Raw genomic sequence first — 25,395 nt, forward strand, 5'->3', positions numbered from 1 at the left:
AAACCATCACGGAGAAACCGGCATGAGTCGCACCCACGAACGCACGACGTCTGACGAAGCTGCATAACGCATGACGCACGTCGATGCCCCTTTCTTCGAGCCGGACCGCAATTGCGCGAACGTGCGCCATGCGGATCGCTTCAGCCTGCTGATAGACGGTGCGGATTATTTTCGCGTGCTGCGCGAAGCGATCACGCGCGCGGAGCGCACCGTGTTCATCCTCGGTTGGGATATCGACAGCCGCATGCAGCTCACGCCGGAAGGTGTGGACGATGGTTTCCCAGCTGCGCTCGGCGACTTCCTGCATGAGATCGCGGCGAACAAGCGCCGTTTGCGCATCTACATCCTCGCGTGGGATTTCGCCATGCTGTATGCGTTCGAACGCGAATGGCTGCCGGTCTACAAGATGGGCTGGCGCACGCATCGGCGTATCGCGTTTCAGATGGACGGCAAGCATCCGATGGGCGGATCGCAACATCAGAAGGTCGTCGTGATCGACGATAAGCTCGCGTTCGTCGGCGGTCTCGATCTCACGCGTTCGCGCTGGGACACGACCGCGCATGCACCCGACGATGCGCTGCGCCGCGATGCGAACGGTGCGCCGTATCAGCCTTTCCACGATGTCCACACCATGTTCGATGGCGATGCCGCGCGCGAAATGGGTATCCTGGCGCGCGAACGCTGGGCGCGCGCGTGCGGAAGACGGCTTGCGATACGCGCACATCGCGCGGCCGCCGACAGCGATCCGTGGCCGCCTGCGCGCGCGGTCGATATCGACGATGTGCGAATTGCCATCTCGCTCACCGAGCCTGCTTACGGCGGACGTCAGCCCGTGCAGCAGATTCGCACGCAATATCTCGATGCCATCGCGAGGGCGCGCCGCTCGATCTATATCGAGAACCAGTACTTCACGTCGGGTTCCATAGGCGCGGCGCTCTCGGAGACGCTCGCGCGCGAGGACGGGCCGGACGTGGCTATCGTGGTGCCGCGCAATCAGAGCGGCTGGCTGCAGGAGGTGACGATGGGCGTGTTGCGCGCGCGGCTCAACACGCTCTTGAAAAGCGCGGACCGGCATGGGCGATATCGTCTGCTGAGCCCAGAAGTGCCCAATCTCGGCGAGCAGATCGTCAACGTGCACAGCAAACTGATGATCGTCGATGACGAATTGTTGATCGTCGGCTCCGCGAATCTGAACAATCGCTCGATGGTGCTCGACAGCGAATGCAACGTATCCATCGACGCTGGCGCCGATCAGCGCATTCGCCGCGCGATTGCTAAGATGCGCGATACGCTGCTCGCGGAACATCTCGGTTGCGAAGTCGCGGATGTCGTGCGCGAGCGCGATGCACGTGGCGGCCTCAATGCCGCGATCGAAGCGTTGCAACGCAATCGCGATGAACATCGCACGTTGATTGCGCTCGACCCGGAAGTATCGGCGGAATTGGATCAGCTCATTCCGCCCGATGCGCTGATCGACCCTGAAACGCCTATCGCCGCCGACCAGCTCGTCGAACAATTTCTGCCCAAGGAAAGGACGCGTCCGCTGATCGGCCGCTTCGCGCTTCTCGGTGTGCTCGTGCTGATGGTGGTCGGCGTGGCCGCGCTCTGGCACTGGACGCCACTTGGCGACTACGCCAATCTGAAGTCGTTGACCAACGCCACACGCCACATCGAAGCACTGCCGTTCGCGCCGCTGTTGATCATTTTGTGCTACGTGGCGGCCGCCATGCTCTCGGTGCCGGTGACGCTATTGATCGCGACGACGGGCATCGTGTTCGGCGGTCTATGGGGCGGCGTCTATGCGTTTGCCGGCACGCTGGCAGCGGCGGCGATCACCTATTCGCTCGGCAACTGGCTTGGGCGCGATGCCGTGCGCAAGGTCGCGGGCGCGCGCGTGAACCGGCTATCCGAACGCGTGGCGAAGCGCGGCATCGTAGCGGTCGTCGTGTTGCGGTTGCTGCCGGTGGCGCCGTTTGCCATCGTCAATCTCGTGGCGGGCGCCTCGCATATCCGCATGCGCGACTTCATGATCGGCACGGCGCTCGGCATGGGACCGGGCATCGTTCTGACAGTGGCGTTCGCGCATCAACTGGTGGCGTCGTTCCGGCATCCGACAGTCGGCTCGTTCGCGGTGCTGATCGGCATCGGCGCGGCGTTACTCGGCGTGTCGCTGCTGTTGCAACGCTTCCTCGGAAGTGGCGAAGAAGAAAAAGTCCACGAAGGCGCACCGAGCGATGCCGACAAACCGCGCGCCAGCGACGAGGCGCAACGCGCGAGCCGTCTGCGCGAAAGCGGTGCGATGCCGCGCGAAACCGGCCATGCCGCAAGTAACGGCGCGAACAAGGGCGCGCCTACACGCCATGACGAGGTCAACCCATGACGATGATGCACGAAGCGGGAATGGATATCGGCAATCAATCGAAGCACGTGGCGCGTGCGAGAGAGTTGCGTATCGCGACTTACAACCTGCATGGTGCGGTTGGCATCGACGGACGTTTCGCGCCGGAGCGTATCGGTGAAGTGCTCAACGAAATCGATGCCGATATCTTCGCGCTGCAGGAAGTGCCGCTCGGCGGCAGTGCATCGTCCGATGTACTCGAAGTGCTGCAGCGCATGACGGGTCTGCACGCGGTCGCGGGCCCGACGCTCGATACACCTGCGCGCCGTTATGGCAACGCGGTCCTTACGCGCTATCCGGTGCAGGCCGTGCGCACGCTCGATCTTTCGTTCAGAAGCCGCGAACCGCGTGGCGCGCTCGATGCCGACATCGACTGTGGCGGTGAAGTGTGGCGCGTGGTCGCGACGCATCTCGGGCTTGCATCGAGCGAACGTCGCATGCAGGTCGAACAAGTGCTGCAAAAATTCGATACACCTGCCTTGCCCGTGATCCTTCTCGGCGACCTGAACGAATGGTTCGTTCATGGCCGCACCTTGCGCCGGCTCGTTACGCACTTCCATCGCGCGAGTGCGCTGCGCACGTTTCCGACGCGCTATCCGCTCTTCGCGCTCGATCGCATCTGGGTGCATCCCGGTGAACGTCTGATGAGCGTGAACGTGCATCGCACGCGCTTGTCGCGGGTTGCATCGGATCACTATCCGCTCATTGCGCATATTGCACATCGTTCATGACTGGCTCTTCATGAGCCTTTCAACTCGACGCATGAGCATCGATTCGATGCTCATCACTCGATCGTCGACTCGCATGTCAGCGCGACGCCACGAAAAAGCCCTGGAAAAACGATATAAAAACGCAAAAGACTCGCACGAACTCGCTTGGCGTATGTAGAATCCGGCCTGATACGAACGCATTACCGCGAACGTATTCCGATATCACTGACCAAAAACACAGGTAGGAGAAACATGCCGACTTCCGCAAAAACCGCTGCCAAGAAAGCCACGGCCAAAAAGGCCACGGTAAAGACCGCCGCACCGGCTAAGAAAGCAGCATCGAAGGTTGCCGCGAAGAAAGTACCCGCCAAGAAGGCCGTCGTTGCCAAGAAGGCAGTCGCCGCCAAGAAGACCACTGGCGCGCTGGCTCCGATCAAGGACACCTTCACCAAGGCATCGCTTGCAACGCATCTGTCCGAGCGTGCAGCCGTGGATGTGAAGGCGGTCAAGGCCGTGCTGGTCGCGCTGGAAGACACCATCCTTGGGTCCATCCATAAGAAGGGCGCAGGCGAGTTCACGCTCTCCGGTCTTCTGAAGATCACGGCGCAAACCGTTGCCGCGAAGAAGAAGCGCTTCGGCAAGGACCCGTTCACGGGCACGGAGCGCTGGTTCCCGGCCAAGCCCGCAAGCGTTCGCATCAAGGCGCGCGCGTTGAAGAAGCTGAAGGATGCCGCAGCGTAAGGTTTAAAGACCTGAACTGATTGCCTGATTTTCGGTGATCGGGAATCGAGAGGCCAGCGTTCCTTTTAATCGAGGACGTTGGCCTCTCGTGCTTTGATTTCAAACGTCGGCTTTCGCAAAGATATCGCTCAACCAGTCCACGAAAACCCGTACGCGCGCTGAAAGCTGCCGCGCATGCGGATAAAGCAGCGATACCGGCATGGGCGGAACAATCAAATCAGGTAACACGCATTGCAGCCTGCCATCGGCGAGTTCGCTTTCTATGCGATAACGCGGCACTTGCACAATACCGAGTCCCGCGAGCGCAGCTTGCGTATATAGCTCGACGCCGGTAACGGAAATCGCGCCCGGCAGCTCTATGCTTTGCACGCCGTCGGCCATTTCGAATTCAAGGGCAACATTGCGCCCGCTTGCACTCGATACATAATTAACCGCGCGATGCGCCGCAAGCGAATCGATATTTTCCGGCGTGCCCATTCGCGCGAGATAAATGGGGCTCGCCACCGTCACTTGTTCGAGCGTGGCGACGCGTTTTGCGATCATCGACGAGTCCTGCAGAGTGCCCGCGCGCAACACGCAATCCACGCCTTCACGCACGAGATCGACGAAGCGGTCGTCTTCGCCTACATGCAGTTCGATCTGCGGATAGCGTTCGAGAAACGCCGGCAACCCAGGCACGATGAAATGGCGTGCAAGCGTTCCTTGCAGGTTGACGCGCAGCAAGCCCTTCGGCTCCGCATGCCTGAACGAACCTTCCGCTTCCTCCATGTCCGCGATGAGCCGCACGCAACGGCGATAATGCGCGTCGCCATCGGGCGTGAGGCGCACGGTGCGTGTCGTGCGTTCGAGCAGGCGCGCACCGAGCCGTTCTTCCAGGCGCTTCATCAGATTGGTGACGGTTGCGCGCGGCATCTGCAAGTCGTCGGCGGCTTGCGTGAAGCTGTGGCGCTCGGCAATGCGCACGAACACCTGCATTTCCTGAAAGCGGTCCATGTCGGCTGAAGTTCGAGGTCTGAGATTGTTGAGGCAACTGGAACGATGATACTAATCCGCAAGCGATGATCGCGAAAACGAAATGATCCATCATGGCGCTCATCGATCAACGAACATCAGGAGCGAACCATGAATCAATCGCACGCGAACAAGGTTGCCATCGTCACGGGCGCATCGCGCGGAATTGGCGCGCAGATTGCGAGACGTCTCGCGCAGGAAGGTTTTGCGGTAGCGGTGAACTATGCATCGAGCGCGAAGGAAGCGGACGCGCTCGTCGCGGAACTGGAAGCCGCGGGAAGCCGCGCGCTCGCGGTAAAGGCGGACGTGGCTAGCGCCGACGACGTGCGACGCATGTTCGATGCGGTCGAAGCGCAACTCGGCCCCGTCGATGCGCTCATCAACAACGCAGGCGTGCTCAAGGCCACGCCGCTCGCCGACACGAGCGACGCGCTCTACGACCAGACTTTCAACATCAATGTGCGCGGCACGTTCAACACGTTGCGCGAGGCGGCGAAGCGTTTGAACGAAGGCGGGCGTATCGTCAATTTTTCGAGCACGACGCTCGCGCTCAACATGCCGGGATACGCCATTTACAACGCCACGAAAGCGGCGGTCGAAGCGTTCACGCATGTCTTCGCGAAGGAGTTGCGCGGACGAAGCATTACCGTGAATGCGGTGGCGCCGGGGCCGGTTGCGACTTCGCTCTTTCTCGATGGCAAGACCGACGAACAGATCGCGAACTTTTCGAAGATGCCGCCGCTTGAGCGACTCGGCCAGCCGGAAGATATCGCGTCGGTGGTTGCGTTTCTTGTCGGCAAGGATGCGGGATGGGTCAACGCGCAGGTATTGCGGGCGAACGGCGGGTTGGCTTGAGTAAGGCGCTCGATCGCGCCGTATCGTTAGGGCGCCGTCTTCGCGTCAGAAACTCAATGCGAATTGATCTTCGACGTAACGCGTCTTCATGCGCTTCGTCTTCGTTTGGGTCGGCGCCGGCGTCTTCATCGGCGCCGCCACGATTTGCGCGATCTGCGCGACGAGACTGAACGCAGGTCGCGCATCGCACGCGATCCATTCGAACTGACCGGCCGACAGGCGTTTCGCGATCAGCGCGTACACATCCGGGTCGAACGGACGTATCTCCGGCGCACTGGCAAGCAACGATGCAATTTCATCGCGCGCGGCGCATGTGCCGAGATAGCACCATCGATCGATGACATGCCACGCCTCGCGATTCGTCGATGCATCGCGCTCGCTGATCGCGATGGCGCCTTCATGCGGCCAGCGCACGAGGCGCGCATTGCCGAGCGCTTCGAGCGCACGCGCCGCATGGTCCGCGAACGGCTCCGCGCCGGCGCACGAACCGAGACAGCGCTTCACCTGATAGCCGAAGCAACCGCGCGCGGGTCCCGCTTTTTCCAGGCCGAGCGTGGCGTGGCAGAGTCGATGTTCATCGGCGAGATGGCGCAGATACGCATGCGCCTTGGCGCGCGATTCGAACACGCCGAAGAGATGCGCCTCGCGCGACAGATCGCGCTTGCTCGCGCGCAGCAGCACGGGCGCAGGCGCGCCCGGCAGCCATTGCCACGCGCACGCCGCCGACGCGCGCTTGAGCAGCCGGTTATGCAGCGGCTGCAAGTCCTTTACGAGCTTCGCTTCGAGCAACAGCGCGCCGAGTTCGCCCACGGTCTCGCGGTATTCGATTCTGCGGATGGCCTGCGATATCGACAAATCCTTCGCCAACCGATGATCCCCCGCGAAATGCGCGCTCACACGCTGCTTCAGATTCACGCTCTTGCCGACGTAGAGCGTAATGTCGTCCGCGCCGTGGAAGAGATAGACGCCGGGCGTGGCAGGCAACGCGTCGAGCGCGCCCTCGGGCAACGCGGCGGGCAGACTCGCGCGCCTGACGAGCGCTTTCACGGCGGCATCGACGAGTTCTTGCGAATAGAGCGCGTGAATCTTCTGCCAGAACTGCCAAAGGAGGTCGGCATCGGCGAGCGCGCGGTGGCGTCCTTCGGGCGCGAGATTGAAGCGCGCGATGAGCGCATCGAGCCCATGACGTTCGACCGATGGAAAGAGCGAGCGCGACAAGCGCACCGTGCACAACGTATCCGCGCGAAACGCAATGCCCGCGCGACGGAACTCGTTCTTGAGGAAGCCGTAGTCGAAGCGCGCGTTATGCGCGACGAAAAGCTTGCCCTGGAGACGCTCGGCAAGCGCCTGCGCGAGCGATTCGAAAGTGGGCTGACCGCGCACCATGCTGTCCTCGATGCCCGTCAGACGCGAGATGAACGGGGGCACCGGCATGCCCGGATCGACGAGCACGCTATAGCGTTCGATGCCCGCCTTGCTCACTTCTATGACGCCGATTTCGGTGATGCGATCCACCGTCGGATTGCTGCCGGTGGTTTCCAGGTCGACGAACACGATGGGACGCGCGAGGCCTGCGAGCAGCGTGTCCGCTGCGAATTCATCGAGGTCGTCCGTGAGATCGTGCATGAATATAGGTGCTGGAAGTGCGCGCTGGTGACGCTCTCAAGCAGCGCGGATAAGTGCCGTTAATCAGTTTAATGCCTTTACTGCCGCATTTATGCGATTCAGCGAAAAAACGCAGCGCGAATGCGATGCGCGGGCAGCGTCAGTACAATAGCGTTTTGTTTGGCTTCAGGATTGATCGACATGACTTATTGCGTGGGTATGTGTGTGGACGAGGGCCTCGTGTTCCTTTCCGATACGCGCACGAATGCCGGTGTGGACCACGTAAGCGCCGCCCGCAAAATGACTGTTTTCGAACAGCCGGGAGACCGGGTGATCGTGCTGCTTGCGGCCGGTAACCTCGCGCTCACGCAAGCGGTGACGCATATGCTCGCCGAACCCGCGGACCCGGACGCGCCCACGCTTTATAGCGTCGCCACCATGGCGGAAGCCGCGCGCATCGTCGGCGACGCGGTGCGCGAAGTGCATCGGCGCGACGCGCTTTCGCTCGCGGAATTCAGCGTCGATTTCAACTGCAGCTTCATTCTCGGCGGTCAGATACACGGTCAGCCGCCGCGCCTTTTCATGGTTTATGCAGCGGGTAACTTCATAGAATCGACGCGCGTTTCGCCTTATTTTCAGATTGGCGAGTCGAAATACGGCAAGCCGATCATCGACCGCGTCATTACGCCGTCCACGGATCTCGACGAAGTCGCGAAATGCGCGCTTATCTCCATGGATTCGACGCTGCGTTCGAATCTCTCGGTGGGCTTGCCGCTCGACTTGCTGGTCTACGAGAAAGACGCGTTGCGCGTGACGCGTTTCGCCTCGCTCGACAACGACAGCGCGTATTACCAGATGATCCACCGCACGTGGGGCGAGCGCCTGCGGCAGATTTTCGGCGAGATTCCGAACCCTTCGTGGACCGATCTTGCCAACGTGCCGCTGCGTCCGCGCGAGTCGCGCACGATCGTGCCGCGGCTCGTCATCGGCGATCTGCCAAGTTCTGGTGAAGCGCCGGCGCAGACGCTCGCCGAGGACGTGGATTCAAACGGCAACGCGCCGCAGCAGTAGACCTTCAAGAATCCTTCAGGGCGCGTTTGCAGGGCACTGGAGCGGCTCGGCGAGGCTTGTCTTGCTCGCGTATGCCCGGCGCGGCGAATCGGCCAGCACGGCGTCCATTCCAAGACACGCGGCGGCGCGATAATCCTCTGCCTGGTCGACCCCGATCGCCAGAATCCGTACGTTGCCGTTCGTCTTGAAGCAACTGACCGCCGGCGGCGTCCAGAGTCGCGCATCCACGGTGGAGCGCGCTTCGCCAAGCGTGAACGTCTCGACCAAATCCATCTTTCTCCTGTATTCGAACGCCGTCCATGCGCCTTCGGGCGGCGGCTTTCGGCACTCGTGCTCCAGCGCGACTTGCGCCAAGCGCTCACGCGTCGCATCGCGCGATTCGAAAAGACGCGCTTCGCGATAAGGCGCAAACGCCGCCTGGTAGGCGGCATCCGTCGAATAGATCAGCACGCGCGGCCACGCGCTTTCCTCGCTCAGCACGCGGGCGACGGCGCTTGCCTGCGTTTCGGCGGGCAGCGCTTTCATGTCGAGTATGACCGTCGTGGACGATGGAATGGCCCGCAATGCCTCGGCGAGCGAGGGAATAGGCAACGGCCGCGCGCGATACGGATACTGCTTCTCGCCGTTCGCATCCGTCTGCGTGAAGTTCCAGCCCGCGTTCAGGCTTCGCAACGCGGCGAATTCGTGGCTGGCGACCGTGCCCGTACCATTTGTGTTTGCGGAGAGGTCGGCCGGACGATAGAGCACCGGGACGTCATCGCGCGTGAGTTGCACGGTGAGCCAGATCGCATCCGCGTGATTCGCGAGCGCGGTCTCAATGGCGAGCAGGGTGTTTTCAGGCGCGTCCGCCGCGCCGCCTCGATGCGCGACGATCATTGGCAAAGCGTTGCCGGATGCGGCTGGCACAGGCGCGAAACGGCAGGCGCCGAGCAAGACAAGCCAAGCGAAACACGAGACAGCGGCGAATTGGCGCGACAGCATGAACGAATCTCCCCGGATGCTTGGTTATCCGAACGATTGTGCTTTATGCGCGCGCGTCGATGAAGCCCGTCGGCACAATTTGTTGCGGTTCACGCTGGCTCGGAGTGTGGGGCAAAGGCTTCGCACAAGAAAAAACAGCCACCGGAAAACCGGTGGCTGTCGAGGTGTGCTGCTCTATCGTGTGGCGCGGTACTCGCGTACCGGGCCATCCGCTTGTTCTTAGAACTTGTGACGCACGCCGATGATGACGATTTCCTGATGGCTGCTGCCGCTGTCGTAGCCGTAGGAACCGATCGAGGCTTGCGCCGAGTTGATGCCGCCCGTCGTGCCGTCGCGCTGATCGCCGCTTGCGTGCTGGTAAGCCGCAACTGCGTAGAAGTCCGTGCGCTTCGACAGCGAGTAGTCCGCACCCAGGCTGGCCTGGTGGTACTTGGCCGACGTGTCGCCGCCCGACTTCGTGTAGGTGTAGCCCACGCCGAGCAGCAGCGCCGGGGTTGCCTGGAAGTTCACGAAACCGTTGCCGACGTTGAAGTGTTCCGAGCCGAAGCGCGAACCACCGTCTGCCTTGAACTGTGCATTGCTGTACGAACCGCCGACCGTGAACGCGCCGATCGTGTACTGAACCGCGCCGCGAGCGATGCCGATTGCGTGCGCCGATGCGTATGCGTTGTTGATCGGGCCGTCGAACAGTGCGTCCGACGTCGTGCTGTTCCACGTGCTTGCGCCCGTCGGCGGAATGCGGCCGGCGTTCGGGTTGTTAGCGTAGAAGTAGCCGCCGGCGACTGCCAGGGGACCGTTGTTATATGTTGCAGCGCCCGACCAGGTTTGACCTTGGCCCGTTGCGCCTGCCAGACCCGAGAAGCCGTACAGGCCTTCGACCTGGAAGCCCGCGTAGTTCGGCGAAACGTACTTGACGGCGTTGCTCACGCGCAGCGAGTTGTCGTAGTTGTCGACGTCGCCCGGCGTTGCGAAGATTGCGCCCCAGTAGTTGTCGGCCGTGATGCCTTGGACCATGTCAACCAGCGGATCGTATTGGCGACCCAGGGTGACCGTACCCCACTGATTGCCCGACAAACCGACGAATGCTTGACGACCGAACTCGCGGCCACCTTGGCCGAGACGGCCGGTGCCGATGTCAAAGCCGCTTTCCAACTGGAAAATCGCCTTCAGACCGCCGCCCAGATCTTCTTGACCCTTCAGGCCCCAGCGATCGCCGGACAGATTGCCGTTGATCATGCCGTACAGGTGGTCGCCATTTGCGTTGGCGTTGCTCACATAACCGAGACCAGCGTCGATCACGCCATACAGCGTCACGCTCGTTTGTGCCTGTGCCGCGCCAGCTGCGCCGAGCAGCGCCAGCGAGAGGGACGTCAGTGCGAATCGTTTCATCGAATTCTCCACGCGATTGTTAAATATCGTTGTTGCCGGCGCAGAGAATAACGCAACGTTTCGAATCTTAAGAAACGAAAAAAATTTACTGTCTCGTAAAAGACACAGTTTCTAACGTGGTCTCAAAAAGGGGGATTTCCGTTTGTTTTGAACGGGTTGCGGATGACAGGCTATCTTGAAATTAGTTCCGCGCTCAATTCTAGGATATTCCGATGGCGCGCGATTACCATCAATCCGATTAACAAACAGCAGCCGCGAGCGGGTATTTTCCTTTCACCGAGGCAACAAAAAACGCCGCGCCCTAGAGGCGCGGCGTTCGTGGAAGGCGAAAAGGGAAATGCGGATCAGCTTTGCAGGTCGTTGTTTTCCCGAGGCGCGGAGCCGCGGCGTGTGAGCAACGCGACTGCCATTCCCGCGCTTGCCGCGAAAAACACCGAGCGCCATGGGTGCCGCTTCACTGCGGCATTGGCGGTCGATGCCTTGCGGCCCGCGCCGAGCATGGCCATCGCCGTGGCGCGCGTCGCGGTGCTCTCGACGCGCGCGATCTTGCGCGATATCTCCAGCGCCTTCGCCACCGCCGATACCTTCTTGCGCGCCTGTCCCGTCAACAACTGTGTGTGTTGAGCGCGCGCGCCGATGGCACGCCGGGCGCTCGCGGGCACGGGCGCATCGTTCCGAGCGCTGGCGGGCGATACGACTGGCGCTGTGCTCGATGCCTCCGTCGCCGCCGCCGATGCGGATGCCGCCGCAGGCATGCCCGTGCGGGTGGAAGCCGCGAGCATCGAACCGATCTTGGCGCGGCTGCCCGGCGGCACGCGTCCCATGTTTTGCTGGCCCCACGCGCCGCGCGGATCGTGCAGACGCGCGCGCGCCGCCGAGAACTCCGCGCCGAGCAACAACACGGCCGCCGAAAAATACAGCCACATGAGCAGAACCGCGAGCGATCCGGCCGCGCCGAACGCGCTGGCCGTGCCTGCGTGCGTCAAATAGAGCGCGAACAGTTTCTTGCCCGCCGAGAACAACAGCGCCGCGACGAGCCCGCCGACGAGCGCGTCGCGCCACTGCACGGGGGCATCGGGGAGAAATTTGAGCAGCGCGCCGAACGCGACGGTCAGAATGGCGAGACCGGCGACCAATTGAACGATATCGCCGATGATCACGAACGGCGAGTCGCCCCAGAGCCACATGCCGACGGCCTGAATCGCGGTGTCCAGCACCAGCGAGACGATCAGGAGAAACGCCACGCCGAGCACGAGTCCAAACGAGATGAGCCGCACGCGCACCATTGCAAAGACGCTCGAGCGCTGATCGCCCGTGAGCGGCCATACAAGATTGAGCGCCGTATTGAGGGATGAAAACGTCGCCGACGCACCGATCGCGAGCAGCGCGAACGAGATGACCGCCGCGATGCCCGTCCCGCCGCTGCGATGCGCATTCTCGACAATACTCTGCACGCCCGCCGCGCCCTGATCGCCGAGGAGCCCGTTGACCTGATGAAAGAGCTGACCGCGCGCGGCTTCGGCGCCAAACACCCAACCGGCCACGGCGATCACCATGACGAGCGTCGGCGCGAGCGAAAACGCAGAATAGAAGGCGATACTCGCGGCCATCGCGGCGCAGCGATCCTCCGAAAATTTCTTGAGCGCGCCGAGCACCCAGGAGGCGTCCTTTTTGACGACGGCTTCGATCTTCTGTGTGGATACGGAACTCATGGCGGACCTCTGGATACGATGAACGGACTGACCAAACTCGAACGAAGGAGAGCAGGAACTATTCCAGTCCAACCGTAAGTCGACGTGACTGGGTGCAACGTTTGGCTCTTGAGCGCGCGTCGGCGCAACGCCACAACGAGGCTTCGCATCGAGTCGAAAGTGCCGTGTTCGCCAGCGAAATAGGACAGCGCGCCCTATAATTTCGCCACCCACATTACAAAACGCCGAGGCACTAAAATGCTGCAAATGTCACGGCGACAGTTCCTGAAGGTCTCAGCGAGCACGCTCGCCGGATCGAGCCTGGCGGCGCTAGGCTTCTCTCCGGCACCTGCGCTCGCCGAAGTTCGTCAGTACAAGCTGTCGCGTACCACGGAAACGCGTAATACCTGCCCGTACTGCTCAGTCGGATGCGGCATCCTCATGTACGGCCTCGGCGACAACGCCAAGAATGCGAAGGCCAGCATCATCCATATCGAAGGCGACCCCGACCATCCCGTCAATCGCGGCACGCTGTGCCCGAAGGGTGCATCGCTCATCGACTTCATTCATAGCCCCAGCCGCCTCATGCATCCCGAGTATCGCGCGCCGGGATCGGACGAATGGAAGCGCATCTCGTGGGAAGACGCGCTCGACCGTATCGCCAAACTGATGAAGGAAGATCGCGACGCGAATTTCGTCGAGACCACGGCGGACGGCAAGAAGGTGAATCGCTGGCTGACCACGGGCATGCTCGCGGCGTCGGCGGGCAGCAACGAAGTCGGCTATCTGACGCATAAAACTGCCCGCAGCCTGGGCATGCTCGCATTCGACAATCAGGCGCGTGTCTGACATGGCCCGACGGTGGCAGGTCTTGCCCCGACGTTTGGCCGTGGAGCGATGACGAACCATTGGGTCGACATCAAGAACGCGGACGTGATTCTGGTAATGGGCGGCAACGCAGCCGAGGCGCATCCGTGCGGTTTCAAGTGGGTGACCGAGGCGAAGGCGCATCGCAAGACGCGTCTCATCGTGGTCGATCCGCGCTTTACGCGCACCGCATCGGTGGCGGATTTCTATGCGCCGATTCGCACGGGAAGCGACATCGCGTTCCTGGGCGGCATCATCAATTACCTGCTCACCAACGACAAGATTCAGCACGAGTACGTCCGCAACTACACGGACATGTCCTTTATCGTGCGCGAGGACTTCGCATTCAAGGACGGCGAGTTCTCGGGCTATAACGCCGAGAAGCGCAACTACGACAAGTCGAGCTGGGACTATGAACGCGGCGACGATGGCTTCGTCAAGGTCGATCCGACCTTGCAGCATCCGCGCTGTGTCTACAACCTGCTCAAGCAGCATTTCTCGACCTATACGCCCGAGATGGTGACGAAGGTCTGCGGCACGCCGACCGACAAGTTCCTCAAGGTCTGCGAGATGCTTGCCACGACCGCCGCGCCGAATCGCGCGGGAACCATTCTGTATGCGCTCGGCTGGACGCATCACTCGGTCGGCGCGCAGATGATCCGCACCGGTGCGATGGTGCAACTTCTGCTTGGCAACATCGGCATGGCGGGCGGCGGCATGAACGCGCTGCGCGGGCACTCGAACATTCAAGGCCTAACCGATCTCGGCCTGATGTCGAATCTGCTGCCCGGCTATATGACCTTGCCGATGGAAGGCGAGCAGGACTTCGACGAGTTCATCAAGAAGCGCGCGACGCAGCCTTTGCGGCCGAATCAGTTGAGCTACTGGAAGAACTATCGCGCGTTCCATGTGAGCTTCATGAAGTCATGGTGGGGCGACAACGCGACCGCCGAGAACAACTTCGGCTTCGACTATCTGCCGAAGCTCGACAAGTCTTACGACATGCTCCAGGTGTTCGAGCTGATGGCGCAGGGCAAGATGAACGGCTATATCGCGCAGGGTTTCAATCCGCTCGCGGCCGCGCCGAACAAGGCGAAGATCGGGCTTGGACTGTCGAAGCTGAAGTGGCTCGTCATCATGGACCCGCTTGCCACCGAGACTTCCGAGTTCTGGAAGAACCACGGCGAGTTCAACGATGTCGACGCCTCGAAGATTCAGACTGAAGTCTTCCGTCTGCCGACCACGTGTTTCGCGGAAGAGCGCGGCTCGCTCGTGAGTTCGAGCCGCGTGCTGCAATGGCACTGGCAGGGCGCGGTCGCTCCGGGCGAAGCGAAGAGCGACCTGGAGATCATGTCGGGGCTGTGGCTGCGCATTCGGCAGGCCTATAAGGAAAAGGGCGGCAAGTATCCCGATCCTATCCTCAACATGACCTGGCCTTATGCGGACCCGGAAAGTCCGACGCCGGAAGAGATCGCGATGGAGTTCAACGGCCGCGCGCTCGCGGATGTCGCCGATCCCACCGACAAGACGAAGGTGCTGGCGAAGAAGGGCGAGCAGTTGTCGAGCTTCGCGCTTTTGCGTGACGATGGCTCGACGGCGAGCGGTTGCTGGATCTTCTGCGGATCGTGGACGCAAGCTGGCAATCAAATGGGCCGGCGCGACAACTCGGACCCGACGGGCATCGGTCAGACGCTCGGCTGGGCGTGGGCGTGGCCGGCGAATCGCCGTGTGCTCTACAACCGCGCGTCATGCGATGTGAGCGGCAAGCCTTTCGACCCGACGCGCAAGCTGATCGCATGGAACGGCAAGGCGTGGACCGGACCGGACATTCCCGACTTCAAGGCCGACGAGCCCCCGGAGAACGGCATGAATCCGTTCATCATGAATCCGGAGGGCGTGGCGCGTTTCTTTGCGCGCGACGGCATGAACGAAGGACCGTTCCCGGTGCATTACGAACCGTTCGAGACGCCGCTCGGCTATAACCCGTTCTTCCCGGACAACAAGGCAGTGGTGAGCAATCCAGCCGCGCGCATCTTCCCGGATGACCGCGCGGCGCTCGGCACCGCCGACAAGTTCCCGGACACGGCGACGACCTATCGCCTGACCGAGCACTTCCATTACTGGACCAAGCACGCGCGGCTCAACGCCATCGTGCAGCCGCAGCAGTTCGTGGAAATCGGCGAGGAACACGCAAAGGAAGTGGGCGTCGTGGCGGGCGAGCGCGTGAAGGTATCGAGCAATCGCGGGCATATCGTCGCGGTGGCGCTCGTCACCAAGCGCATCAAGCCATTGAACGTGGAGGGCAAGAAGGTGCATACCGTCGGCCTGCCGCTGCATTGGGGCTTCAAGGGCCTCACGCAGCCGGGCTATCTCGTCAACACACTGACGCCTTCCGTGGGCGACGGGAACTCGCAGACACCGGAGTTCAAGTCTTTCCTCGTGAAGGTCGAAAAAGCCGAGAAGGCTTAAAGGAGACGAGATGGCTCTGCAATCGCTCGACATCAAGCGCCTCTCGGCCACCACCACGCCGCCGCCGCAAGTTCGCGAGCCGGTGACGGGGACGGTCGCGAAGCTCATCGACGTATCGAAGTGCATCGGCTGCAAGGCATGTCAGACGGCGTGCATGGAGTGGAACGACCTGCGCGACGACGTCGGTCATACGACCGGCGTCTACGACAATCCGCGTGATCTCACCGAACATTCGTGGACGGTGATGCGCTTCACGGAGTACGAGAACCCGAAGGGCGACCTCGAGTGGCTGATCCGCAAGGACGGCTGCATGCATTGCGAGGATCCGGGGTGTCTCAAGGCGTGTCCGTCGCCGGGCGCGATCGTGCAGTACACCAATGGCATCGTGGATTTTCACGAGGAAAACTGCATTGGCTGCGGATACTGCGTCACGGGCTGCCCGTTCAACATTCCGCGTATTTCGAAGGAAGATCATCGCGCGTACAAGTGCACGCTCTGTTCGGACCGCGTCGCGGTCGGGCAGGAGCCGGCGTGCGTGAAGACATGTCCGACGGGCGCGATCATGTTCGGCACCAAGGTGGACATGATCACGCAAGCGGAGGATCGCATCGAAGACCTGAAGGAGCGCGGTTTCGAAAACGCGGGTCTTTACAACCCGGCGGGCGTGGGCGGCACGCATGTGATGTACGTGCTGCATCACGCGGATCAGCCGCAGCTTTATCACGAGCTCGCGAAAGACCCGCACATCAGTCCGCTGGTGTCGATCTGGAAAGGCGTGACCAAGCCGCTTGCAATGGCGGGTATCGCGCTGGCCGCGATCGCCGGGTTCTTCCACTACACGCGTGTCGGTCCGAACGAGGTGAGCGCGGAAGAAGAAGCCGAAGCACAGCACGAAGCCGAAGAGGCGTTTCAGCAAAGGGAGCGTTCGAATGAATCACGATAGCGAACTGCGCGACGTGAAGGGCAACCGCCTAATCGTCCGTTACACGCCGAACGAGCGCAGCAATCACTGGATCACCGCGATCACGTTCGTCTTGCTGGCGCTCTCCGGTCTCGCGATGTTTCATCCGTCGATGGCCTGGCTCTACGCAATCTTCGGCGGCGGCCAGTGGACGCGCATTCTGCATCCGTTCGTCGGCTGCGTGATGTTCGTCTCGTTCATGATTCTTGCGCTGCGTTTCTGGCATCACAACTATCTGGACAAAGCCGACGTGCAGTGGATGAAGCAGATCGACGACGTGCTGGCCAATCGCGAAGACCGGCTGCCGGAGATCGGCAAGTACAACGCCGGGCAAAAGCTGCTGTTCTTCACGATGGCCGCTTGCCTGCCGCTTCTGCTGTTGAGCGGCATCGTGATTTGGCGGCGCTACTTCTCGTTCTACTTTCCCATCGAGATCATTCGCGTGGCGGCGGTCGTGCATGCGGCGGCGGCGTTCGTGCTGATCGTCGGGATCATCGTGCATATCTACGCGGCGATCTGGATCAAGGGTTCTGTCGGCGCGATGACACGCGGCACGGTCACTTATGGATGGGCCAGGAAGCACCATCCGCGGTGGTTCAAGGAGATCATCGGCAAGTAGGCCGAATGCGCGTCAGTCGAGAATGGCGTGACGGCGCGCTAGCGCGTCGTCCGTCACTTCGATTGGCGCGCGTTCCTCGACTCGTACCGCGCGCTTCGAGGTCTAACGTGCGGACCATGTTGACGAGCGCGACGCCTTGCGTCCTTGAGCCAAGCCCGGCGAGCGGGACTGCGAAACCGGCGTATCGCGCGAAGCCGCCGCTCTGCGTGACAGGCGCGACCAGTGCGGTCTCCAGCGCATTGAATGACGCAGCCGACAGCACGAGCCCGGGCCTGAAGTCGCTTTGTTGCTCATGGCCGATTGCCGGACTCAGGCCGACGTGCGCAATATCCCCGCGTCGAATTTGTTGCCTTTCACCATAGCTCACGTCCTACCGGTTTTAGATTGTTCCAGTCAGCCAATTCATCGGAGATAGGCGCCTTCGGGTCGCACTGCGCCTGCAGTTCCTCGAGCGACAATTCGCGACGAGCCGGCATCGGCATGATTCCGTCCGGGCACACCTCGACATTGAATTTGTCGCCAAGGGTCCGTTTCATGCCTTTCAGCAGCGCGGCGGGCAACCGGACTGCCGCGCCATTTCCCTGCTTCCGTATTGAAAGTTCCATTTTGAATTTCCGTTTGCGTGAACTCATTTTTGTACCTCCGCGCGGAGCATGAGCATCGCTGAGCGCTCCGTTATAAGCTGTTATTCTTGATCCCGCCCCGACCTTCCTCAAGGAATCCCGTGGTCCAACGCATTCTCGAAGCCGCCAAGATCGAGTCTCTCGATCCTTCGGCCATTCCCCGTCTTCGCATGCCCGAACGCGGCACCGTGTTCGCCGCCCGCGCCGCCCGTCTGTTGCAACTCGCCGAAGCGAGCAATCCGATCGCGGGCTATCTGCGCCTCATGGCCGCGCTCGCCGATGCGCAGCAACGCATCCTTTCGACCTCCACCGCTTTGATGCCCGCGCGCGAGTCAATCGAACGCAATCAGCAGCATTCGATGCCTATCGTCCCCGCGCTCACCGACGAGCGCGATCCCGCGTGGCGCGACGTGCTGTTCATGCTGCTCGACAGTATCGAAGCCGCGGGCGCGCTCACGCCGCCGCTCGCGCAACTCGTCGCGCGTCTGCGCACGACCGACGCCGCCACGCTCGACACGCAGGCCGACGCGATCATCGCGCTGCGCTTCGCGGAGATCGATCCGGCGGCGGCGCCATTCATCGTCGCCGCGCTGCAAGTGGTGTGGACCGATCTGGCCACGCGCATCGCCGTGTCGGATGTGCCTTATCTCGATGCGCCCGGCGTCTGCCCGCTCTGCGGCTCGATGCCGGTGGCGAGCATCGTGCGCGTCGGCGGCACGCATGATGGTTATCGCTACGTGCAGTGCGGCTTGTGCTCGACCGAATGGCATGTCGTGCGCGCCAAATGCTCGAATTGCGACTCCACCAAGGGCATTGCGTATCACGCCATGGGCACGCCCACGGACGACGAAAACGAGGAACAACGCGCTGCCCGCGCGAAGCAGGCCGCGCTCAAGGCCGAGTCGTGCGACGAATGCGGCACCTACAGAAAGATCGGCTATCAGGACAAGGCCTACGACTTCGAGCCTTACGCCGACGATCTGGCAAGCCTCACGCTCGACCTTCTGATGGGCGACGCGGGTTTTCGCCGTGCGTCGCCGCATCCGTGGCTGTGGCCCGAACACGTCGATGAAGCATGAAGGGAAGAGGATAGAAGCGTGAGTAATGTCACCGGCAACAACGACAGCGAATTGCGCGCGCTGATGGCGCGAGTGCCATCGGTGGAGCGCGTGCTGGCATCGGCGGCATTCGCGCCGGTCTTGGCCGCGCACGGACGCACGCAGACGCTCGCCGTGCTGCGCGCGTCGCTCGACGCATGGCGCGCCGAAGCGCAGGCGGGCCGCGCATCCGTCGAGGCACTGGCCGATGCGAGCCTCGCGGCAAGCGTCGGCGCGACGCTCGACAAGCGCGCGGAAAGCAGCGTGAAAAGCGTCTTCAATCTCACGGGCACGGTGCTGCACACGAACCTCGGCCGCGCGCTGTTGCCGGATGAAGCGCTGCGCGCCGTCGCCGAAGTCCTGACGCGGCCCGCCAATCTCGAATTCGATCTCGCGACCGGCGCGCGCGGCGACCGCGATGACCTCATCAACGAACTCATCTGTGAACTGACGGGCGCCGAAGCCGCGACGGTCGTCAACAACAACGCGGCCGCCGTGCTGCTGACGCTGTCCGCGCTGGCCGCGCGTCGCGAAGTGATCGTGTCGCGCGGCGAGCTGGTCGAGATTGGCGGCGCGTTTCGCATTCCCGACATCATGAGCCGCGCGGGCGCGAAGCTGCGCGAAGTCGGCACGACCAACCGCACGCATCTGAAGGATTACGACGAAGCGATCAACGCCAGGACCGCGCTCCTGATGAAAGTGCATTGCAGCAACTACGCCGTCACGGGCTTCACCAAGGAAGTCACGCTCGCGGAACTCGCGCCGCTCGCGAGGGCGCGCGGCTTGCCGGTTGTCGTGGATCTCGGTAGCGGCACGCTCGTCGATTTGGCGCAATGGGGCTTGCCGCGCGAGGCCACGGTTCGCGAGACGGTCGAGGCTGGCGCGCAACTCGTCACCTTCAGCGGCGACAAGCTGCTCGGCGGCCCGCAGGCGGGCCTGATCGTCGGTACGAAGGAACTGATCGCGAAGATCAAGAAGCATCCGCTCAAGCGTGCGCTGCGGGTCGGCAAGCTCACGCTCGCGGCGCTCGAAGCGGTGTTGCGGCTTTATCGCACGCCGGAGACGCTCGCCGAACGTCTCACCACCTTGCGCCTGCTGACGCGTCCCGCGGACGCCATGCGCATTGCCGCCGAACGCATCCGGCCCGTGCTGCAGGCAATGACCGGTGCGGATTTCGTCGTCGCCACCGAGCCGATGTTCAGTCAGATCGGCAGCGGCGCGTTGCCGGTCGATGTCCTGCCGAGTTACGGCCTCGTCGTGCGGCTCACGAGCGGCAAGAAGGCGGGCGGCCAGTTGAATCGCATCGAGCGCAGACTGCGCGATCTGCCGCGCCCGGTCATCGGGCGCATTGCGGATGGCGCGCTGTGGCTCGATCTGCGCTGTCTCGAAGCACAGGACGAAGCCGCGTTCATCGCCCAACTGGAGATGCGGGCAACGGGCCGCAACGCATGATCGTCGGCACGGCGGGGCATATCGATCACGGCAAGACCACACTCGTGCGCGCGCTGTCGGGCGTGGATACGGATCGTCTGAAGGAAGAGAAGGCGCGTGGCATTTCCATCGAATTAGGTTATGCATACGTGCCGCTCGGCGATGGCGGCGTGCTCGGCTTCATCGACGTGCCGGGGCACGAAAAGCTCGTGCATACGATGGCTGCGGGCGCATGCGGCATCGACTTCGCGCTCGTCGTGATCGCCGCCGACGATGGCGTCATGCCGCAAACGCGCGAACATCTCGCGATTCTCCAGTTGCTCGGCGTGAAAGACGGCGCAGTGGCGGTGACGAAATCCGATCGTGTCGATGCCGCGCGCCTGAACGAAGTCCATGCCGAAATCGCCGCGCTGCTGGCCGGCGCCGCTCTGCAACACGCACCGCTCTTTAACACCAACGCCACGCGCGATGACGACTCCGGCGTGGCCGCGCTGAACGCGCATCTGCACGATGTCGCCATGCACTGGCGCGCGCGCCGCGACGACGGCTTCTTTCGTTTGGCCGTGGACCGCGTGTTCACGCTCGCGGGCCAGGGCACGGTGGCGACCGGCACGGTGTTCGCGGGGCAGACGAAGGTCGGCGACACGCTGGCGCTCGCGCCGCGCGAGGGCGAAGCGCCGGTTCGTGTGCGCAGCATTCACGCGCAGAATCGCGCTTCGGAGACGGGGCGCGCGGGCGAGCGCTGCGCGCTCAATCTCGCAGGCATCGAGAAGGACGCGCTGTCGCGCGGCGACTGGATTCTCGATGCGCGTCTCGCGCGCGCGTCCGAGCGAATCGACGTCGAACTCACGCTTCTCGCCGATACCTCGCCGGCGCTCACGCACTGGAGCCCGCTGCATGTACATCTGGGCACGATGCACCGCGTCGCGCACGTCGCCTTACTCGACGGCGAGACGCTCGCGGCCGGGCAGACGGCGCGCGTGCAACTCGTATTCGATAGGCCGGTTTGCGCGCTGCCGGGCGACCGCTTCATCGTTCGCAATGCGCAGGCGGATAAAACGGTAGGCGGCGGGCGTGTGCTCGACCCGTTTGCGCCCGCACGCAAGCGCCGCACGCCGCAGCGCCACGCGTGGCTCGATGCGCTCACCGCGATGCTCGACACCGGCGCCATCGACGAACTCTTCGCGCAGTCGCCGTATGGCTTGCCGCGCTCGCTTGTCGAGCATCTTGTAGGTCGAACGCTTGGATCGATGACCCAGCCCGACGGTCTGCGCAGCGTACCCATTCACGACGATGCGCTCTTGATCAGCGTCGCGCGATGGGACGCGTTGCACGCGTGTCTGACGGATGCACTCGCCGCCTTCCACGAACGCTTTGCGGACGAGCAAGGCCCGGATACCGCGCGCCTGCGCCGCATGGCCGCGCCGCTCGCGCCCGAAGCGCTGTGGCGCGCGCTCATCGACGACGCCGTGACGCAAGGCACGATTGCGCGAAGCGGTCCGTGGCTGCATTTGCCATCGCATACGGTTACGCTCAATGCCGCCGAGGACGCGCTGGCCCGCGTCGTGCTCTCATCGATCGAGGAAGGCCGCTTCGACCCGCCGTGGGTCAGGGATTTGGCCACCACGCATGGCGTGCCCGAAGACGCGGTGCGGCGTCTGTTGCGCAAGCTCTCGCGCCGTGGCGATGTCTTTCAGGTGGTGCGCGACTTGTTTTACGGACGCGCGTCCATTGCAGCACTTGCACGGCTGGCTGCCGAACATGCGAACGCGAACGGTGCGATAGGCGCGGCCGCATTTCGCGATGCCAGCGCGCTCGGCCGCAAACGCGCGATCCAGGTTTTGGAGTTCTTCGACAGGGTTGGGTACACTCGGTTTCACCGCGACCTTCATCTGTTGCGAACCGACAGCCGCTGGCACGAATCCGTCTGACTATCGAACGTCGAGTTACGACGTGGAGACCTTCGCGGCGCACGCTGTCGCGTGAAATCCGATGGAGCATTCCTACTACAAGCTCTTGCATCTTCTGTCGAGCCATCCCGAATGGACGCTCGTGGTAGTGCTGCTTGCGTCCTTTCTGGAGTCGCTCGCATTCATCGGCACCTTCATTCCGGGCAGCACGGCCATGTTCATCGCGGGCGCGCTCGTCGGAACCGGCGCGCTCAATCTCGGCTGGGTGATGGTCTGCGCGGTCGTCGGCGCCATTGCGGGCGACGCAGTAAGCTTCTGGTTCGGCAAGCGCTATGCAACGAGCATCGCGCAGATGTGGCCGTTTCGGGCGCATCCCGGCGCACTCGTCGCCGGCCGAAGATATTTCGACAAACACGGCGCGAAGAGCGTGGTGCTCGCGCGTTTCGTCGGACCGATGCGCGCGGTGGTGCCGGTCGTCGCTGGCGTCGCGGGCATGACGCCCGCGCGCTTTCTGGCCGTCAACATCATTTCCGCGCTGATCTGGGCGCCGCTGCACATCCTGCCGGGCGTGGTCTTCGGAGCTTCGATCGAACTGGCGGGCGCGGTATCGATCCGGCTCGTGGTGATCCTCGTCATCCTCGCGGCGCTTGCGTGGCTCGTGTTCAATCTCGCGCGCGTGGTGATTTCGCATGCGAAGGAATGGACGTTCGCCTCGCGCGACATGTTGCTTGCGACCTGCCAGCAACGCCGTGGTCTGGCCGCGCGGATGCTCGCACGCGCGCTCGATCCGGGCAATCCTGCGACCGGGCTCATCGTGATGATCTCCGCGCTGCTGCTCGTCTCGGCGGTCGCGTTCTTCTACGTGCTGTCGGGCGTGGCGCGCGGCAGTTCGCTCGTGCAGGTGGATACCTCCATCTTCCGGCTGTTGCAGTCGTTCCGTTCGACCTGGGCCGATTCCATCCTCGATGCCGCCGCCACGCTCGGCAGCACGCCGACGCTCGCCGCGCTCGCCGTGACGGTCGTCGTGTGGATGGTGTTCGAGCGGCGCTGGCGCACGGTCACGTACTGGCTTGTCGCCGTCGTGTTTTCGCAATTGCTGGTGCTCGCGATCCGCTTCACCGCGCGCGATCCGATGCTCGTCACGCTCGCGCCCGCCGACCATTCTTTTCTGAGCAGTCACGTCTCGGCCACGGTCGTGATCTACGGCTTTCTCGCGTTCTTGCTGCTGCGGCGCGTCGGCACCATTTCGGGTGTGTTGATCGCGACGGCGACATCGGCGATCGTCACGGCCGTCGCGCTCGCCGGGTTGTACTTCGGCCGCTTCACCATTTCCGCCGTGCTCGGCAGCGTCGCGCTCGCGGCCATCTGGGTGTTTCTGATCGCGCTCACGGCGGTGTGGCGCAATCCCGGCAAACCGAAGCCGCGTCCGTGGATGCCGTTCGCGGTGCTAGCCGTCATCTGCGCAAGCGTGGCGTTGCAGTTGAGCGATTCATCCGAGGCGCACAGCGCGCCGCCCGTCACGGTCGTCATCACGCCGATTCAATGGACCGATACCTTCTGGCGCACGTTCTCGTGCTACCGGTCGGCCATGGATGGCGACCGTCGTGAGCCGATCACCGTGCAATGGGCGGCCACGCCCGCGCAGATCCGCGCGCAACTGACGAGCCGCGGCTGGACCGAGGTGTCGGGTGTGTCGGTGAAGAGCGTGATGTCGGTGGTGTCGCCCAACGCACCGGCGGTCGCCTTGCCCGCGCTGCCGCGTCTGAACAACGGCGAGCCGTCGAAGCTCGTGTTCACGCGCTCGCATCTCGGCCCGCAGGAGCGCGACGTCCTGCGTTTCTGGCCCACGAACTACGCGCTGGGCATAGGCTCCCGCGCGCGGCCCATGCCGATCTGGCTCGGGTCCGTGGTCCATGAGCGCATCAGGCGACCGACCTGGCCGTTCAACGTGCTGCGCCCGGACTTGCGTGGCGACCCGATGGCGTTCGACCGTGGCGCGGGTTCGCCGTGGGGCGGCATTGAAATTGCGACTAGCGCGGGGTGCGGCGGCATTCCTGTGATGCTCGTCGAATCGCGGGCCGATTGAGCGCGTCCGGCCGCGAGACCATAGACCACAACGAACCGAGGAAGACGCGTGATTCAGATACCGCCATCGGCGATTGCGCAGTGGGGCGGGGCGGCGGTGTTCGCCAATGTGCTGCTGACGCGGCTCGGTGTGCCGCTGCCTTCCGCGCCGTTGCTGCTGTTCGCGGGAACGGCCGTCGCGAACGGGCGGCTCTCGTTCGTCTCCGTGCTGGTGGCGGCGGTGGCGGGCGCGCTCATCGGCGACGGTGTGTGGTTTGCGGCGGGACGCATCCACGGGCGCAAGCTCATTGCCGCGCTTTCGCGTCGCTCCTACGCGATCGACAACGGCATGCGTACGACCGGCGCCCTTTTCGAGCGGCATGGCGCGCCTATCGTCGCGGTATCGAAGTTCATACCGGGACTCGGACTCGTCACGCCGCCCTTGATGGGTACGACGCAAATCGCCGTGCCCGCGTTCTTTCTTTGGGATACGGGTGGGATCGTCGCGTGGGCTGCGTTCTGGCTGCTGGGCGGCGCGCTCTTTCAGCGGCAACTGCAATGGACGCTGATGGAGTTGCATCTGCACGGCGCGACGGTGATCGACCTGCTGGTGGTGCTCGCGCTGATCTTCTTCGCGTACCGTCTGTTACGCCGCAAGCCGCCGCACCAGCCAAGCGACAAGAGCGGTTGATGGCCGGTACGCCGGCAAGTATGCGAATTACGCATCGCCGCTATAATCGCGGCGCGCCTGGTCGAAGTGTTGTCAGCGTGCTGAGTTTCTCCGCAGGAAGGCATTCGTATCCGGTGGTACGGCCGGGCTTCAAACCCGGTTGGGGATGTCAGACATTCCCAGGTCGGTTCGACTCCGGCTGCCTTCCGCCAATGCCTTTCCTCGCGCCTCT

At 63.0% G+C, this 25,395-nt stretch carries 19 protein-coding genes, 1 tRNA gene and 1 pseudogene; 14 read left to right on the forward strand and 7 right to left on the reverse strand.

What is annotated here, in order from left to right; all coding sequences use genetic code 11:
- Positions 1-70 precede the first annotated feature (70 nt).
- From NCT03_RS16505 to NCT03_RS16515, 3 genes are all read left to right on the forward strand, one after another.
- Positions 71-2,380 (forward strand): VTT domain-containing protein, encoded by a 2,310-nt coding sequence (locus tag NCT03_RS16505; RefSeq protein ID WP_250493168.1) that lies wholly within the window; start codon positions 71-73, stop codon positions 2,378-2,380.
- Positions 2,377-3,129 carry an endonuclease/exonuclease/phosphatase family protein gene (locus NCT03_RS16510; RefSeq protein ID WP_244828703.1) on the forward strand — a complete coding sequence of 251 codons (753 nt, stop codon included), beginning with the start codon at positions 2,377-2,379 and terminating at the stop codon, positions 3,127-3,129. The genes NCT03_RS16505 and NCT03_RS16510 overlap by 4 nt, the downstream gene beginning before the upstream one ends.
- Before the next feature lie 231 nt (positions 3,130-3,360).
- Positions 3,361-3,849: an HU family DNA-binding protein gene (locus NCT03_RS16515; protein WP_244828702.1), complete on the forward strand. Its 489-nt coding sequence runs from the start codon at positions 3,361-3,363 to the stop codon at positions 3,847-3,849.
- A 99-nt stretch (positions 3,850-3,948) separates the two neighbouring features.
- Here the strand turns inward: NCT03_RS16515 and NCT03_RS16520 are convergent, their stop codons facing one another.
- Positions 3,949-4,842: a LysR family transcriptional regulator gene (locus tag NCT03_RS16520; protein WP_250493169.1), complete on the reverse strand. Its 894-nt coding sequence runs from the start codon at positions 4,840-4,842 to the stop codon at positions 3,949-3,951.
- A 129-nt stretch (positions 4,843-4,971) separates the two neighbouring features.
- Between NCT03_RS16520 and NCT03_RS16525 the strand changes: the two genes are divergently transcribed.
- Positions 4,972-5,715: an SDR family oxidoreductase gene (locus NCT03_RS16525; protein ID WP_250493170.1), complete on the forward strand. Its 744-nt coding sequence runs from the start codon at positions 4,972-4,974 to the stop codon at positions 5,713-5,715.
- Between the two features lie 45 nt (positions 5,716-5,760).
- On the opposite strand, the gene NCT03_RS16530 is transcribed toward NCT03_RS16525, so the two are convergent.
- Positions 5,761-7,341, reverse strand: a complete 1,581-nt coding sequence (locus tag NCT03_RS16530) for a 3'-5' exonuclease family protein (protein WP_250493171.1) — start codon at positions 7,339-7,341, stop codon at positions 5,761-5,763.
- A gap of 180 nt (positions 7,342-7,521) precedes the next feature.
- On the opposite strand from NCT03_RS16530, the gene NCT03_RS16535 reads away from it, so the two are divergent.
- Entirely contained in the window at positions 7,522-8,391 is an 870-nt protein-coding gene (locus NCT03_RS16535) for a proteasome-type protease (RefSeq protein ID WP_244828698.1), read from the forward strand.
- Positions 8,392-8,406: 15 nt separating this feature from the next.
- Here NCT03_RS16535 and NCT03_RS16540 read toward each other — a convergent pair whose 3' ends face one another.
- The 3 genes from NCT03_RS16540 to NCT03_RS16550 all read right to left on the reverse strand — a co-directional run bounded on the left by NCT03_RS16540 (position 8,407) and on the right by NCT03_RS16550 (position 12,473).
- Positions 8,407-9,372: a glycerophosphodiester phosphodiesterase family protein gene (locus NCT03_RS16540; protein WP_250493172.1), complete on the reverse strand. Its 966-nt coding sequence runs from the start codon at positions 9,370-9,372 to the stop codon at positions 8,407-8,409.
- 219 nt (positions 9,373-9,591) lie between these two features.
- Complete coding sequence (locus NCT03_RS16545; RefSeq protein ID WP_244828696.1) at positions 9,592-10,761, reverse strand: porin; 1,170 nt, start codon at positions 10,759-10,761, stop codon at positions 9,592-9,594.
- Between the two features lie 344 nt (positions 10,762-11,105).
- Positions 11,106-12,473: a YihY/virulence factor BrkB family protein gene (locus tag NCT03_RS16550; RefSeq protein WP_250493173.1), complete on the reverse strand. Its 1,368-nt coding sequence runs from the start codon at positions 12,471-12,473 to the stop codon at positions 11,106-11,108.
- Between the two features lie 237 nt (positions 12,474-12,710).
- Between NCT03_RS16550 and fdnG the strand changes: the two genes are divergently transcribed.
- Genes fdnG through NCT03_RS16565 form a run of 3 tightly spaced genes read left to right on the forward strand, consistent with a single transcriptional unit; the run spans position 12,711 to position 17,368 of the window.
- Positions 12,711-15,788, forward strand: coding sequence for a formate dehydrogenase-N subunit alpha (gene fdnG, locus NCT03_RS16555; protein WP_244828694.1), 3,078 nt, complete (start codon positions 12,711-12,713; stop codon positions 15,786-15,788).
- A 10-nt stretch (positions 15,789-15,798) separates the two neighbouring features.
- Complete coding sequence (gene fdxH / locus NCT03_RS16560) at positions 15,799-16,731, forward strand: formate dehydrogenase subunit beta (RefSeq protein ID WP_250493174.1); 933 nt, start codon at positions 15,799-15,801, stop codon at positions 16,729-16,731.
- Entirely contained in the window at positions 16,718-17,368 is a 651-nt protein-coding gene (locus tag NCT03_RS16565; protein WP_250493175.1) for a formate dehydrogenase subunit gamma, read from the forward strand. Before fdxH ends, NCT03_RS16565 begins: the two co-directional genes overlap by 14 nt.
- Before the next feature lie 12 nt (positions 17,369-17,380).
- Here NCT03_RS16565 and NCT03_RS16570 read toward each other — a convergent pair.
- Positions 17,381-17,735, reverse strand: a pseudogene (locus NCT03_RS16570) (type II toxin-antitoxin system ChpB family toxin).
- On the reverse strand, positions 17,722-18,000 hold the full coding sequence (locus NCT03_RS16575) for an AbrB/MazE/SpoVT family DNA-binding domain-containing protein (protein WP_502800379.1): 279 nt from the start codon (positions 17,998-18,000) through the stop codon (positions 17,722-17,724). Before NCT03_RS16575 ends, NCT03_RS16570 begins: the two are co-directional and overlap by 14 nt.
- 92 nt (positions 18,001-18,092) lie before the next feature.
- Between NCT03_RS16575 and fdhE the strand changes: the two genes are divergently transcribed.
- From fdhE to NCT03_RS16605, 6 genes are all read left to right on the forward strand, one after another.
- Positions 18,093-19,070 (forward strand): formate dehydrogenase accessory protein FdhE, encoded by a 978-nt coding sequence (gene fdhE, locus NCT03_RS16580; RefSeq protein WP_250493176.1) that lies wholly within the window; start codon positions 18,093-18,095, stop codon positions 19,068-19,070.
- An 18-nt stretch (positions 19,071-19,088) separates the two neighbouring features.
- On the forward strand, positions 19,089-20,540 hold the full coding sequence (gene selA / locus NCT03_RS16585; protein WP_250493177.1) for an L-seryl-tRNA(Sec) selenium transferase: 1,452 nt from the start codon (positions 19,089-19,091) through the stop codon (positions 20,538-20,540).
- A complete protein-coding gene (gene selB / locus NCT03_RS16590; protein WP_250493178.1) occupies positions 20,537-22,450 on the forward strand; it encodes a selenocysteine-specific translation elongation factor in 1,914 nt (637 codons plus the stop codon). Before selA ends, selB begins: the two co-directional genes overlap by 4 nt.
- A 61-nt stretch (positions 22,451-22,511) precedes the next feature.
- Complete coding sequence (locus tag NCT03_RS16595; RefSeq protein ID WP_250493179.1) at positions 22,512-24,515, forward strand: bifunctional DedA family/phosphatase PAP2 family protein; 2,004 nt, start codon at positions 22,512-22,514, stop codon at positions 24,513-24,515.
- A 48-nt stretch (positions 24,516-24,563) separates the two neighbouring features.
- Positions 24,564-25,184, forward strand: coding sequence for a DedA family protein (locus tag NCT03_RS16600; protein ID WP_244828687.1), 621 nt, complete (start codon positions 24,564-24,566; stop codon positions 25,182-25,184).
- Between the two features lie 95 nt (positions 25,185-25,279).
- Positions 25,280-25,375 (forward strand) — tRNA-Sec (locus NCT03_RS16605).
- The last annotated feature ends 20 nt before the right edge of the window (positions 25,376-25,395 follow it).

It is taken from the genome of Caballeronia sp. GAWG1-1, from assembly GCF_023631465.1.
Classification (GTDB): domain Bacteria; phylum Pseudomonadota; class Gammaproteobacteria; order Burkholderiales; family Burkholderiaceae; genus Caballeronia.

Bases quoted from the DNA above. Each gene is read 5' to 3' on its own strand.
- NCT03_RS16595 (WP_250493179.1), top strand. From the start codon at position 22,512: ATGGAGCATTCCTACTACAAGCTCTTGCATCTTCTGTCGAGCCATCCC.
- NCT03_RS16535 (WP_244828698.1), top strand. From the start codon at position 7,522: ATGACTTATTGCGTGGGTATGTGTGTGGACGAGGGCCTCGTGTTCCTT.
- NCT03_RS16520 (WP_250493169.1), bottom strand. From the start codon at position 4,842: ATGGACCGCTTTCAGGAAATGCAGGTGTTCGTGCGCATTGCCGAGCGC.
- NCT03_RS16510 (WP_244828703.1), top strand. From the start codon at position 2,377: ATGACGATGATGCACGAAGCGGGAATGGATATCGGCAATCAATCGAAG.
- NCT03_RS16550 (WP_250493173.1), bottom strand. From the start codon at position 12,473: ATGAGTTCCGTATCCACACAGAAGATCGAAGCCGTCGTCAAAAAGGAC.
- NCT03_RS16575 (WP_502800379.1), bottom strand. From the start codon at position 18,000: ATGAGTTCACGCAAACGGAAATTCAAAATGGAACTTTCAATACGGAAG.
- NCT03_RS16505 (WP_250493168.1), top strand. From the start codon at position 71: ATGACGCACGTCGATGCCCCTTTCTTCGAGCCGGACCGCAATTGCGCG.
- NCT03_RS16545 (WP_244828696.1), bottom strand. From the start codon at position 10,761: ATGAAACGATTCGCACTGACGTCCCTCTCGCTGGCGCTGCTCGGCGCA.
- NCT03_RS16525 (WP_250493170.1), top strand. From the start codon at position 4,972: ATGAATCAATCGCACGCGAACAAGGTTGCCATCGTCACGGGCGCATCG.
- NCT03_RS16530 (WP_250493171.1), bottom strand. From the start codon at position 7,341: ATGCACGATCTCACGGACGACCTCGATGAATTCGCAGCGGACACGCTG.
- selB (WP_250493178.1), top strand. From the start codon at position 20,537: ATGATCGTCGGCACGGCGGGGCATATCGATCACGGCAAGACCACACTC.
- NCT03_RS16540 (WP_250493172.1), bottom strand. From the start codon at position 9,372: ATGCTGTCGCGCCAATTCGCCGCTGTCTCGTGTTTCGCTTGGCTTGTC.
- fdxH (WP_250493174.1), top strand. From the start codon at position 15,799: ATGGCTCTGCAATCGCTCGACATCAAGCGCCTCTCGGCCACCACCACG.
- NCT03_RS16565 (WP_250493175.1), top strand. From the start codon at position 16,718: ATGAATCACGATAGCGAACTGCGCGACGTGAAGGGCAACCGCCTAATC.
- NCT03_RS16515 (WP_244828702.1), top strand. From the start codon at position 3,361: ATGCCGACTTCCGCAAAAACCGCTGCCAAGAAAGCCACGGCCAAAAAG.